The organism is Streptomyces sodiiphilus, from assembly GCF_039529215.1.
Lineage (GTDB): Bacteria > Actinomycetota > Actinomycetes > Streptomycetales > Streptomycetaceae > Streptomyces > Streptomyces sodiiphilus.
The window spans coordinates 97,199-113,870 of the sequence record NZ_BAAAMJ010000033.1; the positions used below are offsets into that span (position 1 = coordinate 97,199).

At 71.7% G+C, this 16,672-nt stretch carries 9 protein-coding genes; 1 reads left to right on the forward strand and 8 read right to left on the reverse strand.

What is annotated here, in order from left to right; genetic code table 11:
• The first annotated feature begins 29 nt into the window (after positions 1–29).
• Positions 30–4,688 (forward strand): ATP-dependent helicase, encoded by a 4,659-nt coding sequence (locus ABD299_RS17445; RefSeq protein WP_344263451.1) that lies wholly within the window; start codon positions 30–32, stop codon positions 4,686–4,688.
• A gap of 46 nt (positions 4,689–4,734) precedes the next feature.
• Here ABD299_RS17445 and ABD299_RS17450 read toward each other — a convergent pair whose 3' ends face one another.
• From ABD299_RS17450 to ABD299_RS17485, 8 genes are all read right to left on the reverse strand, one after another.
• Complete coding sequence (locus tag ABD299_RS17450) at positions 4,735–5,115, reverse strand: helix-turn-helix domain-containing protein (protein ID WP_344263453.1); 381 nt, start codon at positions 5,113–5,115, stop codon at positions 4,735–4,737.
• Positions 5,116–5,210: 95 nt separating this feature from the next.
• On the reverse strand, positions 5,211–5,774 hold the full coding sequence (locus tag ABD299_RS17455) for a CinA family protein (RefSeq protein ID WP_344263455.1): 564 nt from the start codon (positions 5,772–5,774) through the stop codon (positions 5,211–5,213).
• Complete coding sequence (gene pgsA / locus ABD299_RS17460) at positions 5,764–6,414, reverse strand: CDP-diacylglycerol--glycerol-3-phosphate 3-phosphatidyltransferase (protein WP_344263457.1); 651 nt, start codon at positions 6,412–6,414, stop codon at positions 5,764–5,766. The genes ABD299_RS17455 and pgsA overlap by 11 nt, the downstream gene beginning before the upstream one ends.
• Positions 6,411–7,913, reverse strand: a complete 1,503-nt coding sequence (gene rimO, locus ABD299_RS17465) for a 30S ribosomal protein S12 methylthiotransferase RimO (protein ID WP_344263459.1) — start codon at positions 7,911–7,913, stop codon at positions 6,411–6,413. The genes pgsA and rimO overlap by 4 nt, the downstream gene beginning before the upstream one ends.
• Positions 7,914–7,973: 60 nt before the next feature.
• Positions 7,974–8,792, reverse strand: a complete 819-nt coding sequence (locus ABD299_RS17470) for a helix-turn-helix domain-containing protein (protein WP_344263460.1) — start codon at positions 8,790–8,792, stop codon at positions 7,974–7,976.
• Between the two features lie 215 nt (positions 8,793–9,007).
• Positions 9,008–11,728, reverse strand: a complete 2,721-nt coding sequence (locus tag ABD299_RS17475; RefSeq protein WP_344263461.1) for an FtsK/SpoIIIE family DNA translocase — start codon at positions 11,726–11,728, stop codon at positions 9,008–9,010.
• Between the two features lie 77 nt (positions 11,729–11,805).
• On the reverse strand, positions 11,806–12,483 hold the full coding sequence (locus ABD299_RS17480) for a response regulator (RefSeq protein WP_344263463.1): 678 nt from the start codon (positions 12,481–12,483) through the stop codon (positions 11,806–11,808).
• 201 nt (positions 12,484–12,684) lie between these two features.
• Positions 12,685–16,672: HAMP domain-containing protein (locus ABD299_RS17485; protein ID WP_344263464.1), on the reverse strand; the 3,988-nt coding region annotated here is incomplete at its 5' end.

The window sequence follows — 16,672 nt, forward strand, 5'->3', positions numbered from 1 at the left end:
CTGTCGGTGGCCGGGTGCACGATGGTGTCATGGCGGATGATCCGGTCTCGGCCCTCGACGCGTTCTCCCCGGCGACCCGTGCGTGGTTCTCGGGCGCCTTCCGGGCGCCCACCGCTGCCCAGGCCGGTGCCTGGCGCGCCATCGCCGAGGAGACCGATGCCCTCGTGGTGGCTCCCACCGGGTCCGGCAAGACCCTGGCCGCCTTCCTCGCCTCCCTGGACCGGCTGGCCTTCCGGCCGCCGCCGGCCGAGGCCGTCAAGCGCTGCCGGGTGCTGTACGTCTCGCCGCTGAAGGCGCTCGCGGTCGACGTGGAGCGGAATCTGCGCAGTCCGCTGACCGGCATCCGGCAGGAAGCGGTACGTCTGGGGCTGCCCGAGCCGGACATCCGGGTCGGCATCCGCTCGGGGGACACTCCCCCGGCCGAGCGGCGCGCCCTGGCCCGGCGGCCGCCGGACATCCTGATCACCACCCCCGAGTCGCTGTTCTTGATGCTCACCTCGGCGGCCCGGGAGGCGCTGTCCGGTGTGGAGACCGTCATCCTGGACGAGGTGCACGCGGTCGCCGGCACCAAACGCGGAGCCCATCTGGCGCTGTCGCTGGAGCGGCTGGACGAACTGCTGCCGCGCCCGGCCCGCCGCATCGGGCTGTCGGCGACCGTGCGGCCCGTCGAGGAGGTCGCCCGCTTTCTGTCGCCGCAGCGGCAGGCCAGGGTGGTGCAGCCGCCGGCGGGCAAGGAGTTCGACCTGTCGGTGGTCGTCCCGGTGCCGGACCTCGGCGAGCTGGGCGGTTCGCCGGTGCCGGACGCGCCGGGGGCGGGCGAGCGGCCCTCGATCTGGCCGTCGGTGGAGGAGCGCATCGCCGATCTGGTGCAGGCACATCGCTCGACCATCGTGTTCGTCAATTCCCGGCGGCTGGCCGAGCGGCTGTGCAACCGGCTGAACGAGATCGCCTACGAGCGGGCCACCGGCGAGCCGTTGCCGGAGGGCCACGGGGCCGCGGAGCTGATGGGCGGTTCGGGCGCGGGCCGGGGAGTTCCACCGGTCCTCGCGCGGGCCCACCACGGCTCGGTGTCCAAGGAGCAGCGGGCGCAGGTGGAGGAGGATCTGAAGGCGGGGCGGCTGCCGGCCGTGGTCGCCACCTCCAGCCTGGAGCTGGGGATCGACATGGGGGCGGTGGACCTGGTCGTGCAGGTCGAGTCGCCGCCCTCGGTCGCCTCCGGGCTGCAGCGGGTGGGGCGGGCCGGCCACCAGGTGGGGGCCGTCTCGGCCGGAGTGGTCTTCCCCAAGTACCGGGGTGACCTGGTGCAGTCGGCAGTGGTCACCGAGCGGATGCGGCAGGGCGCCATCGAGTCCCTGCGGGTTCCCTCGAATCCGCTGGACGTGCTGGCCCAGCAGCTCGTGGCGATGACGGCCATGGACACCTGGGATGTCGACGCGCTGCTGGCCGTGGTGCGCCGGGCCGCGCCGTTCGCCGCGCTCCCCGAGTCGGCCTACCACTCGGTGCTGGACATGCTGGCCGGGCGGTATCCGTCCGATGCCTTCGCCGAGCTGAGGCCCCGGCTGGTGTGGGACCGGGTGGGTCACACCGTGAGCGGTCGTCCGGGCGCGCAGCGGCTGGCCGTCACCTCCGGGGGCACGATCCCCGACCGCGGTCTGTTCGGGGTCTTTCTCGCAGGGGCCGATCCCAGGAAGGGCGGCGGCCGGGTCGGTGAGCTGGACGAGGAGATGGTCTACGAGTCGCGGGTGGGGGATGTCTTCACCCTGGGAACGACCTCCTGGCGGATCGAGGACATCACCCGCGACCGGGTGCTGGTCTCGCCCGCCCCGGGGGTGCCGGCCCGGCTGCCGTTCTGGAAGGGCGACCAGCTGGGCCGGCCGCTGGAGCTGGGCCGTGCGCTGGGTGCCTTTCTCCGGGAGGTCGGCGCGCTGGACGTCGCCTCGGCCCGCCGGCGGCTGGCCGGGGCGGGGCTGGACGCCTGGGCGGTGGACAACGTGCTGTCCTATCTGGAGGAGCAGCGGGCGGCCTGCGGACACGTACCGGACGACCGGACGATCGTGGTCGAGCGCTTCCGCGACGAGCTCGGCGACTGGCGCGTAGTGGTCCATTCCCCGTTCGGCGCGCAGGTGCACGCTCCCTGGGCACTGGCCCTGGGCGCCCGGCTGGCCGAGCGGTTCGGTATCGACGCCCAGGTACTGCACGCGGACGACGGCATCGTGCTGCGACTGCCGGACACCGACCCGGCGGCGTGGGACGCGGAGGGTCCCCCCGGGGCCGGGGAGACCGCCGACGCGGCGTTCGACGACGGCCTGGCCCCGGTCGGCACCGACGACGTGCTGTTCGCGCGCGAGGAGGTCTCCCAGCTGGTCACCGACCAGGTGGGGGGATCGGCGCTGTTCGCCTCGCGGTTCCGGGAGTGCGCGGCCCGGGCCCTGCTGCTGCCGCGCCGGGACCCGGGCCGTCGCACACCGCTGTGGCAGCAGCGGCAGCGGGCCGCCCAGCTGCTGTCGGTGGCGAGCGAGTTCGGCTCGTTCCCGATCGTGCTGGAAGCGGTCCGGGAGTGCCTCCAGGACGTCTTCGACGTGCCGGGGCTGGCCGAGCTGATGGGGGACATCGAGGCCCGGCGGGTGCGGCTGGTGGAGGTCACCACCCCCGAGCCGTCGCCCTTCGCGCGCTCCCTGCTGTTCGGTTATGTCGCGCAATACCTGTACGAGGGCGACTCCCCACTGGCCGAACGCCGGGCGGCGGCCCTGTCACTGGACTCGCGGCTGCTGGCGGAGCTGCTGGGCCGAGCGGAGCTGCGGGAGCTGCTGGACCTGGACGTGCTCCGCGAACTGGAGCGCGAGTTGCAGTGGCGCACCACGGAACGCCGCCTGAAGGACGCGGAGGCGGTGGCCGACGCGCTGCGTGTGCTGGGCCCGCTGACGGACGGTGAGCTCGCCGAGCGGGGTGCCGACCCGCGATGGGCCCCCGGGCTCGCCGACACCCGCCGGGCCCTGCGGGTGCGCATCGCGGGCGAGGAGCACTGGGCAGCCGTGGAGGACGCGGGCCGGCTGCGGGACGCCCTGGGGGTCGCTCTCCCGGTAGGCGTGCCCGAGGCCTTCACCGAGCCGGTGCGCGACCCGCTGGCCGACCTGCTGGCCAGGTATGCGCGGACACACGGCCCGTTCACCTCGGCGCAGGCCGCCGCCCGGTTCGGGCTGGGCAACGCCGTGGCCGACGGGGTGCTGCGGCGGATGGCCGCGGAAGGCCGGCTCGTCCAGGGCGAATTCCATCCCGAGGGGATCGGCCAGGAGTGGTGCGACCCGGCGGTCCTGCGGCGGCTCAGACGGCGCTCCCTGGCCGTGCTCCGCGAGGAGCTGGAGCCCGTGCCGCCGGCCGCACTGGCCGCCTTTCTGCCGCAGTGGCAGCATCTGGGCGGCAGGGGCGTGTACAGCGGGGCGCTGCGCGGACTTGACGGTCTGGTGCGCGCGGTGGAGCAGTTGCAGGGGGCCCCGGTGCCGGCCTCCGCGCTGGAGAAGCTGGTGCTGCCCTCCCGCGTCTCCGGCTACGGACCCACCCTGCTGGACGAACTGACCGCCTCCGGCGAAGTGCTGTGGGCGGGGGCCGGGGCGCTGCCGGGCAAGGACGGCTGGGTGTCGCTGTATCTGGCCGATGCCGCTCCTCTGCTGCTGCCTCCGGCCCGCCCGCTGGACATCACCCCCGTTCAGCAGGCGGTGCTGGACGCGCTGCGCGGCGGCTACGGGCTGTTCTTCCGGCAGATCGCCGACCAGGTCAGGGCTGCCGGGCACCACAGCACCGACCAGTCACTGGCCGACGCCGTCTGGGAGCTGGCCTGGACCGGCCGCCTGACCAACGACACCCTGGGCCCGCTGCGCGCGCTGCTGGGCTCGGGCCGCACGAAGGGTGCCACCGCGCACCGTGCCCGGCGGGCGGTGCCCAGGGGCCGCTACGGATCGCCGGGGGCCGCGGGCCGCCGGGCCCCGGGCGCCGCCCCCGCGACGGTCTCCGGGCGGTGGTCGCTGCTGCCTGCCCCGGAGCCCGACGCGACCCTGCGGGCGCACGCCCTGGCCCGCACGCTGCTGGACCGGCACGGGGTGGTCACCCGTGGAGCCGTCGCGGCGGAAGGGGTGCAGGGCGGGTTCTCCGCGGCGTACCGGGTCCTGTCGGTGTTCGAGGAGAGCGGCCAGGCCCGGCGGGGCTACGTGGTCGAAGGGCTGGGCGCGGCCCAGTTCGCCATGGAGGGCGCGGTGGACAGGCTGCGGGCGGTCAGCGGCGCGCGGGAGCGGCAGGACCCCGGGGCCGGGCGGCGGGTCGCGGTACTGGCCGCCGCCGACCCGGCACACGCCTACGGCGCCGCGCTTCCGTGGCCCGAGTCGCCGGACGGCGCCGGGCACAAGCCGGGGCGCAAGGCGGGGGCCGTGGTGGTGCTGGTGGAGGGCACGCTCGTGCTGTATCTGGAGCGCGGCGGGCGGACCCTGCTGGCATGGCCCGCCTCCGGTCAGGAGGAAACCGGAGAACTGTGGCAGGCCGCGGCCGAGGCTCTGGCCGAGGCGGCCCGGGCCGGGGCCCTGGGCACGCTGACCGTCGAACGGGTCAACGGCTCACCGGTGCTGACCGCACCGTTCGGGCAGCTGCTGGAGGCCGCCGGGTTCCACGCCACGCCCCGGGGGCTGCGGCTGCGTGGCTGAGCCGCACCGGAGCGCGCTCCGCGCCCCCGCTTCGCCGCCGGCCCGCTCAGGCGGCGACGACGTCGACGGCTTCCGTGGGCGCCTTGATGGTGACGCGTTCGTCCGGACGGCCGGTGACCGAGGTCACCCGCACCGGGTTCAGCATGGGGCGCATGGGGGGCGGCACCGTGTCCCTCGCTGCGGACTGGGCCAGCTCGGCAAGGGCCAGTTCGTCACTGACCTCGCGGAGCAGCTCCGACATCCGCAACTCCAGTGCATCGCAGATGGCAGCCAGCAGTTCGGAGGAAGCTTCCTTCTGCCCGCGCTCCACCTCGGAGAGGTATCCGAGCGAGACCCGGGCCGATGAGGACACTTCGCGCAGGGTGCGGCCCTGACGTTGGCGCTGCCGACGCAGCACGTCACCCAGCAGGCGACGGAGCAGAATCATCGGTGGCTCCCTCCTCGGACCGTTGGCCTCGCTTGCTTCATGCCCCACCGTACCGCCTTGAACTCCCCCCGTGCGGGGAGCGATGTCGTGTTCACTCAGGGCTGCAAACATCCATCCCCTCCGTTCTGTTCCGTATCCTGCCCCGCCTCGGCGGCGCTGTCGATCAGCTCGTCGTGGATCAGTGCCAGCACCGCCCGTACGCTGTCCGCCCGGATCTGTGCCCGGTCACCGGCCAGCGTCAGCAGCCGTGACACCGGGCGGGTACCCCCGGGAGGGGCCACTGCAACGTGCACCGTGCCGACGGGCCGGCCGTCCTGCGGCTCGGGGCCCGCCACACCGGTGGTCGCGGCCCCCCAGTCGGTGCCGAGCCGCTGCCGGACCCCGGCTGCCATCTGCCGGGCGACCTCGGCATCCACCGCTCCCCGCTCCGCCAGGAGGGCCCCGTCCACCCCGAGCAGGGTGTGTTTCAGCCCGGTGGCGTAGGCGGTGACCGACCCGCGGAACGCCCGGGAGGCGCCGGGGAGCCCGGTGACCGCGGCGGCCACCAGGCCGCCGGTCAGGGATTCGGCGACGGCGAGAGTCTGCCCTCTGGCCACCAGCAGCTCCAGCACCCGCGCCGCGGCCGTGTCCACGCCGCCGGGAGCCGGGTCAGCGCTCACGGTCCCGCTCCGCCTCGGCCGCCGAGAGCCCCGCCCTCCGCAGCACGACCGCCTGGCGGATGTAGTCCAGACCGGTCCCCACGGTGAGCACCACGGCCGCCGCCATCAGCCACCAGCGCATGGTGGCCAGCGGTCCGGTGAGCACGAGGATGTACATCCCGACGGCAATGCCCTGGGTGAGCGTCTTCAGTTTCCCGCCGCGGCTGGCCGGGATGACTCCATGGCGCAGCACCCAGAAGCGCAGCGCCGTGATGCCCAGCTCCCGGGCCAGGATCACCACGGTCACCCACCAGGGGAGGTCTCCCAGCAGCGACAGCGAGAGGAGGGCGGCGCCCATGATCGCCTTGTCGGCGATGGGATCGGCGATCTTGCCGAAGTCGGTGACGATGTCGCGGCGCCGGGCCAGCTCCCCGTCGAACAGATCGGTGATCATGGCGATGGCGAAGGCGGCCCAGGCCAGCGAGCGCCAGGCCGGGTCGTATCCTCCGTCGGCGAACATCAGCAGGACGAAGACCGGCACCAGCAGGAGCCGCATCATGGTCAGGACATTGGCGATGTTCCACAGTGAGGGCCGGCCGGCGGCACCGCGCTCCTCGGCCGGCCGCCCGTCCCCGGCAGCGGACGCGGGCACGGCGATCATCTGCCCGCCCCGGCGTCCCCGCCGGTGGGAAGGGCCTGCTCCATGGCGATCAGGTCGACGCCCTCGGTACCGATGATCTCGACATCGACGTACTCCCCGACGCGCGGCTCTCTCCCCGCCGGATCCGTGATCAGCACCTGCCCGTCGGTTTCGGGAGCCTGGTGGGGGCCGCGCCCGGCGGCCGCGGCCTTGCCCCCGGCGGCATCGTCGGTGTCCAGCGACTCGACGAGGACCCGCATCCGCTCGCCGATGCGCTCCTCGGCGCGCTGGGCGGTGAGCTCCTCCGCCAGCCGGGAGAGGTGTTCCAGCCGCTCGGCGACGACCTCGGGCGCGTGCTTGTCCGGATACCCGGCCGCCTCGGTGCCGTCCTCGTCCGAGTAGCCGAAGATCCCGATCGCGTCCAGACGGGCCCCGGTCAGGAACCTCTCCAGCTCGGCGAGGTCGCTCTCGCTCTCGCCGGGGAAGCCGACGATGAAGTTGGAGCGGGCACCCGCCTGCGGCGCCTTCTCCCGGATGGAGGCGAGCAGGTCGAGGAAACGGTCGGTGTCGCCGAAGCGACGCATGGCGCGCAGGACCTCCGGCGCGGAGTGCTGAAAGGACAGATCGAAGTAGGGGGCGACCTTCTCGGTGCCGGTCAGCACATCGATCAGCCCGGGCCGCAGTTCGGCGGGCTGCAGGTAGCTGACCCTGATCCGCTCCAGGCCGTCCACGGCCGCCAGTTCCGGCAGCAGGGATTCGAGCAGCCGGATGTCCCCCAGGTCCTTGCCGTAGGAGGTGTTGTTCTCGGAGACCAGCATGATCTCGGAGACGCCCTGACCGGCCAGCCAGCGGGCCTCCGCGAGGACGTCGGCGGGCCGGCGGGAGACGAAGGAGCCGCGGAAGGAAGGGATGGCACAGAAGGAGCAGCGCCGGTCACACCCGGAGGCGAGCTTGACGGAGGCGACCGGGCTGCTGTCCAGCCGACGGCGCAGCGGGGCGCGGGGGCCGGAAGCCGGGGCCAGGCCGGCGGGCAGGTCCGGCGGGGCGCCGTGGCCCGGCAGGGCGACCTCGGCCCCCTGCCGGTCGGCAGGGCTGATGGGCAGCAGTTTGCGCCGGTCACGAGGCGTATGGGGGTGGTGGACACCGCCGGCCAGAATGGTCTGCAGCCGCTCGGAGATGTCCGCGTAGTCGTCGAAACCGAGGACGCCGTCCGCCTCCGGCAGTGCCTCGGCGAGTTCTTTGCCGTACCGCTCGGCCATGCAGCCGACGGCCACCACCGCCCGGGTGCGGCCCCCCTCACCGGCGGACTTCAGCTCCCCGGCCTCCAGCAGCGCGTCGACCGAGTCCTTCTTGGCGGCCTCGACGAAACCGCAGGTGTTGACCACGGCGACATCCGCGTCGGCGGCATCACTCACGAGCTCCCAGCCGTCGGCGGCCAGCCGCCCCGCCAGCTCTTCGGAATCCACCTCATTACGTGCGCAACCGAGGGTGACCAGGGCGACGGTACGGCGTTCGGACATGCCCTCAGCCTACTTCGTCGCACAGTGGCTTCCTTGCCCGGGCACGGAGCCGCGCGACGGTCAGCCCTCCTCGGGGTCGCCGGTCGTATAGCTGAGCCGCTGCACCTGGCCCATCTCGCCGACGTCCTCGATCGGTTTGCCGTTCACGTGCAGTTCCACCGCTCCGGCGTTACCCAGGATCAAGTCGATGCGCTCGTCGTCGGTGAAGGTCTCCGAGTCGCCGTCCTCCAGGACTCCCTCGAAGATCAGCCGGCCGTTGCCGTCCTTGGCGGAGACCCAGCTCGTACCGCCCTCGGCCGTGGCCCGGACGGTGACCTTGTCGGAGGGCACGCCGGCGACCGCACTCTCGGTGGGCTCCGGCTCCCGGTCCGCCGCCTCCTCCGGTTCCTGCGTCTGCCCGCTCTCGGGGCTGTCCGCCTGCTGGTCACCGGCCTCGGGGCTGTTCTCGGCCACCGTGCCGGAGGTGCTGTCGTCCCCGCTGACGACGTTGAAGCCGACGAAACCGATCACCGCGACGATGGCGGCCACCATCGCCGCCGTCCAGTTCGGGCGGCGCGGCTCGGGACGGATCCGCTCCGCCTCGAACAGCGGGGCGGCCGGGAGGGCCCCGGGATCCTCGCCCCGCTGGGCGTTGTACATCTCGACCAGCTCGGCCGGGTCCAGTCCCACGGCGTGGGCGAGAGCACGGATGTGGCCCCGGGCATAGACGTCGCCGCCGCAGCGGGAGAAGTCGTCCTCCTCGATCGCGTGGACGATGGGGATGCGCACCCGGGTGGTCGTACTGACCTCGTCCACGGTCAGCTTCGCGGCGACGCGTGCCTGCTGGAGGGTTCGACCGACGGAAGGCCGGTCCTTGGCGGAGGAGTTGCCATTCGACACGGGAGCGCCTTTCGCGGGTAAGGCCACGTGCTGTACGTCAAGTCTAGAGGTGTCCGGAAAGGAACAGGCAAGCGGGCTGGCTGACATTGTCCGCCATCAGGATGGTCGTACCACCGTCCGGCGGTATCCGGCACCGTCCCGGTGGCGCAATCGCCCGTCCCGCGGACCATGCCCCTCCCTGACTGCCCGTCGGGGAGAAGCGCCCGCGTCCTGTCCTACGGGGGATTCTCCCCCCGGATCACCGCCAGCACTCCCGCCAGCTCGTCAGGTTTCACGAGAACATCGCGCGCCTTGGACCCCTCACTCGGCCCGACCACACCACGCGACTCCATCAGGTCCATCAGCCGGCCGGCCTTCGCGAAACCCACCCGCAATTTGCGCTGGAGCATCGACGTGGAACCGAACTGGGTCGACACCACCAGCTCCGCCGCCTGGCACAGCAGGTCGAGATCGTCCCCGATATCCTCGTCGATCTCCTTCTTCTGCGTGCGGCCTCCGGTGACGTCGTCGCGGAACTGGGGGGCCATCTGCGCCTTGCAGTGTGCGACGACCCCCGAGATCTCCTCCTCGGTCACGAAGGCGCCCTGCATCCGGGCCGGCTTGTTGGCGCCCATGGGCAGGAAGAGCCCGTCGCCCCGGCCGATCAGCTTCTCGGCGCCCTGCTGGTCCAGGATGACCCGGCTGTCGGCGAGCGAGGACGTGGCGAAGGCCAGCCGGGAGGGCACGTTCGCCTTGATCAGGCCGGTCACCACGTCGACGCTGGGCCGCTGGGTGGCGAGCACCAGGTGGATGCCGGCGGCCCGCGCCAGCTGGGTGATGCGCACGATCGCGTCCTCGACGTCGCGCGGGGCGACCATCATCAGGTCCGCCAGCTCGTCCACGATCACCACCAGGTACGGGTAGGGCGCCGGTTCCCGCTCGCTGCCCTCGGGGGCGGTGACCTTCCCCGCCCGCACCGCGGCGTTGAAGTCGTCGATGTGCCGGAAGCCGTACGCGGCCAGGTCGTCGTAACGCAGGTCCATCTCCCGCACCACCCACTGCAGCGCCTCGGCCGCCTTCTTCGGGTTGGTGATGATCGGGGTGATCAGATGGGGGATTCCCTCGTAAGCCGTCAGTTCGACCCGCTTGGGGTCCACGAGCACCAGCCGCACCTCCTCGGGTGTGGCCCGCATCATCACCGAGGTGATGATGCAGTTGATGCAGGACGACTTTCCCGATCCGGTGGCACCGGCGACCAGCAGGTGCGGCATCCGGGCCAGGTTCGCGGTGACGTAGCCCCCTTCGACGTCCTTGCCGAGGGCCACGAGCAGCGGATGAACGTCCCCGACCGCGTCCGCGGTGCGCAGCACATCCCCCAGGTTGACCATCTCCCGGTCGCTGTTGGGGATCTCGATGCCCACGGCGGACTTGCCGGGGATGGGGCTGATGATCCGGACGTCCGGGCTGGCCACGGCGTAGGCGATGTTCTTCGTCAGTGCCGTGATCTTCTCGACCTTGACGGCAGGCCCGAGCTCGACGACGTAGCGGGTGACGGTCGGTCCCCTGGTGAAGCCCGTCACCGCGGCGTCCACCTTGAACTGCGAGAAGACCGTCGTCAGGGATTCGACGACGGCGTCGTTGGCGGCACTTCGGGTGCGGCCCGGGCCGCCGCGCTCCAGCAGATCCAAGGAGGGCAGCGCGTAGCTGATATCTCCGGACAGCTGCAGCTGCTCCGCCCGCGCCGGCAGCCCGCCGGCGGGCTCCACCGGCTGCTCGTGCCGTGTGAGGTCGGGGACCTTCCCCCCGGAGGGTCGCGGCCCGCGCTTTCCCGCCGGTGGCGAGCCGTCGGGCCCTTCCGTTTCCGGGTGCCCGCCCCTGCCTGTGGAGACCCGGCTGCTGATGTCCGCGACCAGCGGAGAGGGCTGCACCCCGTGCAGCACCGCGCCGTCCAGCGCGGCCGCGGCTGCCGCCGCCATGCCGACCGCCTCCGGCGAGGGACCGTCCGGGATGCCGGGCGCCCCGCCGGCCGCGCCGGTCCGGCGCCTGCGGCTCCGGCCCCCACGGCGGGGAGCCGACATGTCCTGCTCGATCCCGGCCCCGGCAAACCGCGCGTCCGCGTCCTCCTCCGGACCGTGCCCGGAAAAGCCGTCCTCTCCTCTCCCCCCGGAGCGCCCCCGTGCCCGCCCTCCAGGCGCCGGCGGCGATTCCTCCAGCAGGCCGAGGCGTACGGCCCCCTCCCGCAGCCGCCGCGGGATGGCGTTGACGGGAGTCGCGGTAACGACCAGCAGGCCGAAGACGGTGACCAGGATCAGCAGCGGAACCGCGAGCACCTCGCCGACCGCCAGCACCAGCGGGCGGGAAGCGGCCCACCCCACCAGACCGCCGGCGTCCTGCAGCGCCTGAGTCCCCGCGCTGCGTCCGGGGGCCCCGGCGGCGATGTGCACCAGCCCCAGCACCCCGGTCACCAGCGCCGTCAGGCCGATGACGATCCGTCCGTTGGCGTCGGGCTTCTCCGGATGCCGGATGAAGCGGACCGCCATGAAGCCCAGCAGCACCGGAAGCACCAGGTCGAGGCGCCCCAGTGCGCCGGTGACCAGCAGAGTGACCAAGTCCCCGACCGGGCCCTGAAGGCTGGACCAGGTGCCGGCGGCCACCACCAGAGCCAGGCCGAGCAGCAGCAGCGCGACGCCGTCCTTGCGGTGGGCCGGGTCGAGGCCACGGGCCCCGCGGCCTATCCCGCGCAGCAGGGCTGCGATCGGGTAGGCGATGCCCAGCCACAGCGCCCGCACGAACCGGTAGGCAGCGTTGCGCTGTTTGGGCGGTGCCTTCTTCACCGGCTTGCGGGAAGCAGCCTTCTTCGCCGGCGGCTTCCTGGCGGCCGGCTTTCCGCCTCCGGCACCGCCACGCCCGGCGCGCGCGCTCTGGGATGAACCGGTGCCGGACGTACGTGAGGCCATGAGGGTGAGGTTACCGGCGCCGGGAGCCCGAGGCACGGAGGGCCGCCCGTCACGGCCGCGCCGGAGCCGTCCGCGCGTCAGCTCTGCGGGGACTCCACCGGCTCCGGCCGTCTCGTGCCCGGCTCGAGAGCGTCAAGTGCCCTTCGCAGGGTGGTGAGTTTCTTCTCCAGATGGGCAGCGGTGGACACCGCGGCTCCACTGGCGGACTCCTGAAGTTCCCGGGTGAGCGCCTCGGCCTGCTCCTCGACCGCGGCCAGCCGGGCGGACAGCTCGGGCAGCAGTCCCCCGGTGTTCTGCTCGGCTTCCCCCGCCGGGCCGCTGTGATCCAGCTCCCGGCGCAGCAGCGCGGCCTGCTCGCGCAGTTGGACGTTCTTCATGTACAGGTCGACGAACACCGAGACCTTGGCCCGCAGCACCCAGGGATCGAAGGGCTTGGAGATGTAGTCCACCGCACCGGCGGCGTAACCCCGGAACGTGTGATGCGGCCCATGATTGATGGCCGTGAGGAAGATGATGGGAATGTCCCGGGTGCGCTCGCGGCGCTTGATGTGCGCGGCCGTCTCGAAGCCGTCCATGCCGGGCATCTGAACATCCAGCAGGATCACCGCGAAGTCGTCCGTGAGCAGCGCCTTGAGCGCTTCCTCCCCTGACGATGCCCGCACCAGAGTCTGATCGAGCGCGGAGAGGATGGCCTCCAGCGCGAGCAGATTCTCCGGCCGGTCATCGACCAGGAGGATCTTGGCCTTCTGCACCATGGCCCGTCCTCCTCGCCCCGGCGGCATGAGTGAGTGCCGCCCCTGAGGACGGCGCCCGTTTCGCCGTCCTGTCCTGTGCCGGACATGGTAGCGCCAGGGTGTGTCCGGACACACCCAGTCACTGCCATGTCACGGTATACGCACCGAGAACGATCCCGGTGCCCGGAGGGTTCCCCCGGCCGGGCACCGGTGACCCCGGCCTCACCCGGCGTTCATCCACTCACCCATCAGCCCCAGCAGGTGGTCGGTGTCCACAGGCTTCGTGACGTAGTCCGACGCTCCGGCCTCGAGGGCCTTCTCCCGGTCGCCCTTCATCGCCTTCGCGGTGAGGGCGATGATCGGCAGCCCGGAGAACTGGGGCATCCGGCGGATGGCCGCGGTCGTGGCGTAGCCGTCCATCTCCGGCATCATGATGTCCATCAGGACCAGGACGATGTCCTCGTGGGATTCCAGCACCTCGATGCCCTCGCGGCCGTTCTCCGCATAGAGCACCCGCAGGCCGTGCTGCTCCAGGACACTGGTCAGGGCGAAGACGTTGCGCACGTCGTCGTCGACGATGAGCACCTTCTGGCCCCGGAACACCGGCACCTCACGCCTCGGCGGCGCGAGGGCGGGCGTCTCCTCCACCGTGACCGGGGCCGCCACGAGGTCTTCGGTCCCGGCGGACTCACCGCCGGCCCCTTCGTGGTCCCGCGCGTGGCCGTGGACCTGCCCGTGGCCCGCGGAACGGTCCCGGTGGTGCTGGGTGAGCACCTCCGCAGCCCGCTCGGCAGCGGTGGCGGCCCGCTCACCGGGCGCCGGCAGGTCCTCCTCCGGGCCGTCCGCGCCACCGTGGGCCGGGACACCGGGTTCCTCGGCGCCCGGGCCGGGCGGGACCGGGCCGGCTTCCTCCGGCCGCCCGTCCCCGGCCTGCGGCGCCTCGATGGCGAGCCTGCCTCTCTCCAACTGCCCGTACCCGGGGGGCGGCAGTTGCGTCGGCTGGAGCGGGAGGTACAGCGTGAAGGTCGAGCCGCGGCCCGGCTCGCTGTCGGCGTGGATCTCTCCTCCCAGCAGCCGGGCGATCTCCCGGCTGATCGACAGGCCCAGGCCAGTGCCTCCGTACTTGCGGCTGGTCGTACCGTCCGCCTGCTTGAACGCCTCGAAGATGACCCTCATCTTGCTCGCGGCAATGCCGATCCCGGTGTCGGACACGGCGAAGGCCACGATCGCGGCATCGGCGTCCCGCAGCGAGCGGTTCTCCAGCATCTGCGCGCGGATCTCGTCCGGCACGTCGTCGCCGGCGCTGCGGATGACCAGCTCGACCGAGCCGCTGTCGGTGAACTTCACCGCGTTCGAGAGGAGGTTGCGCAGCACCTGCAGCAATCGCTGCTCGTCGGTGTGCAGGGTGGGCGGGAGGTCCGGCGAGACCCGCACCGAGAACTCCAGGTTCTTCTCGGCCGTCAGCGGCCTGAACGAGGCCTCGACGTAGTCCACCAGCTGCACCAGCGCGATCCTGGTCGGGCTCACCTCCATCTTGCCCGCCTCGACCTTCGACAGATCCAGGATGTCGTTGATCAATTGCAACAGGTCGGACCCGGCACCGTGGATGGTCTCGGCGAACTCCACCTGCTTGGGCGACAGGTTGCCCTCGGCGTTGTCCGCGAGCAGCTTGGCCAGGATGAGCAGTGAGTTCAGCGGGGTGCGCAGTTCGTGCGACATGTTCGCCAGGAACTCCGACTTGTACCGCATGGAGACGGCCAGTTGTTCGGCGCGCTCCTGCAGCACCTTCCGGGCCTCCTCGATCGCCGAGTTCTTGACCTCGATCGCCCGGTTGGTCTTGGCCAGCAGCGCGGCCTTCTCCTCAAGCTCCGCGTTGGAGTCCTGGAGGGCCCGCTGCCGGCTCTCCAGTTCGCCGGAGCGCTCCTGCAGTTGCTCGGCCAGTTCCTGGGACTGCCGCAGCAGCATCTCGGTCTTGGTGTTGACACTGATGGTGTTGATGCTGGTGGCGATCATCTCGGCCATCTGACCGAGGAAGTCCCGCTGGATGTGGCTGAACGCCTGGAACGACGCCAGTTCCACCACGCCCAGCACGGTGTCCTCGAACAGGAAGGGGAAGACGATCACATGGGCCGGCGGGGACTCGCCCAGTCCGGAGGAAATCTTCAGATAGCCCTCGGGGGTGTGCCCGAAGAGAATGGTGCGCCTCTCCTCCGCGGCGGTTCCGACCAGCGACTCCCCGGGACCGAAGGTGGTGGGCATGCTGCCGCGGGCGTAGCCGTAGGAGCCGATCATGCGCAGCTCGTAACTGCCGTCCGGGACGGTCCCGATGCCGTTGCTGCCGTCCGTCCGGTGGGCGAGGAAGAAGGCCCCGTGCTGGGCGGAGACCGCCGGGGCCAGTTCACTCATGATGAGTCCCGCGATGTCCTTGAGGTCGCGACGGCCCTGCATCAGGGCGGAGATACGGGCCAGGTTGCTCTTGAGCCAGTCCTGCTCCTTGTTCGCCATCGTGGTCTCGCGCAGGTTGCTGATCATCGTGTTGATGTTGTCCTGCAGGGCCAGGATCTCACCCGCGGCGTCCGCGTCGATCTTGACGCTGTGGTCGCCCCGGGTGACGGCGGTGGCCACCCGGGCGATGCCGCGCACCTGACGCGTCAGGTTCCCGGCCATCTCGTTCACCGACTCGGTCAGGTCCCGCCAGGTGCCCGCCACATCGCGGACCCTTGCCTGGCCGCCCAGCTGGCCTTCCGTGCCCACTTCCCGGGCGACCCGGGTGACCTGCTCGGCGAACGAGGACAGCTGGTCCACCATCGTGTTGATGGTGGTCTTGAGCTCCAGGATCTCCCCGCGCGCGTCAATGTCGATCTTCTTCGTCAGGTCGCCCTTCGCGATGGCGGTGGTGACCATGGCGATGTTCCGGACCTGCCCGGTGAGGTTGGAGGCCATCGAGTTGACGGACTCGGTCAGGTCCCGCCAGGTGCCCGAGCCACCGGGCACATTGGCCTGCCCGCCCAGGCGGCCTTCCGTGCCGACCTCGCGGGCCACCCGGGTCACTTCGTCCGCGAACGACGACAGGGTCGTCACCATCGAGTTGACGGTGTCGGCGAGCTGCGCGACCTCGCCACTGGCCTCGACGGTCACCTTCTTCGACAGATCACCGCCCGCCACCGCCGTGGCGACCTCCGAGATGTTGCGCACCTGGCTGGTGAGGTTGCGGGCCATCAGGTTGACGTTGTCCGTGAGGTCCTTCCAGGTGCCGGAGACCCCCCGCACTTCGGCCTGACCACCCAGCTTGCCCTCCGTGCCCACTTCCCGGGCGACCCGGGTGACCTGATCGGCGAACGAGGACAGCTGGTCCACCATGGTGTTCACCGTGGTGACGAGTTCCAGGATCTCTCCCTGAGCATCGACCGTGATCTTCTTGCCGAGGTCGCCCCGGGCGACCGCGGTGGTGACCTCGGCGATGCTGCGGACCTGAAGGGTGAGGTTGTTCGCCATCCCGTTCACCGACTGGGTGAGGTCCTTCCAGGTGCCCGAGACACCCTGCACCTCGGCCTGACCTCCGAGCTGTCCCTCGGTGCCCACTTCCCGGGCGACCCGCGTCACCTGGTCCGCGAACGACGAGAGCTGGTCCACCATCGTGTTGAGGGTGTCCTTCAGCTCCAGGATCTCTCCCCGCGCGTCGACGGTGATCTTCTGCGACAGGTCGCCGCGGGCAACGGCGGTCGCCACCTGAGCGATGTTGCGGACCTGGTCGGTGAGGTTGGACGCCATCCCGTTGACCGAGTCGGTCAGATCGCGCCACACCCCGGCGACGCCGGGCACCTGGGCCTGACCTCCGAGCCGTCCGTCCGTGCCGACCTCGCGGGCCACCCGGGTCACCTGGTCGGCGAACGACGACAGCGTGTCCACCATCGTGTTGATGGTGTTCTTCAGCTCGAGGATCTCTCCCCGGGCGTCGACCTCGATCTTCTGCGAGAGGTCGCCACGGGCCACCGCCGCCATCACCTGGGCGATGTTGCGGACCTGACCGGTGAGGTTGTTGGCCATCCCGTTGACGGAATCCGTCAGGTCCTTCCAGGTCCCGCTGACGCCGTCCACCCGCGCCTGACCGCCCAGCCGTCCCTCGGTGCCGACCTCCACGGAGACCCGCGTCACCTGGTCGGCGAAGGAGGACAGCTGGTCGACCATGGTGTTCACGGTGTTCTTCAGC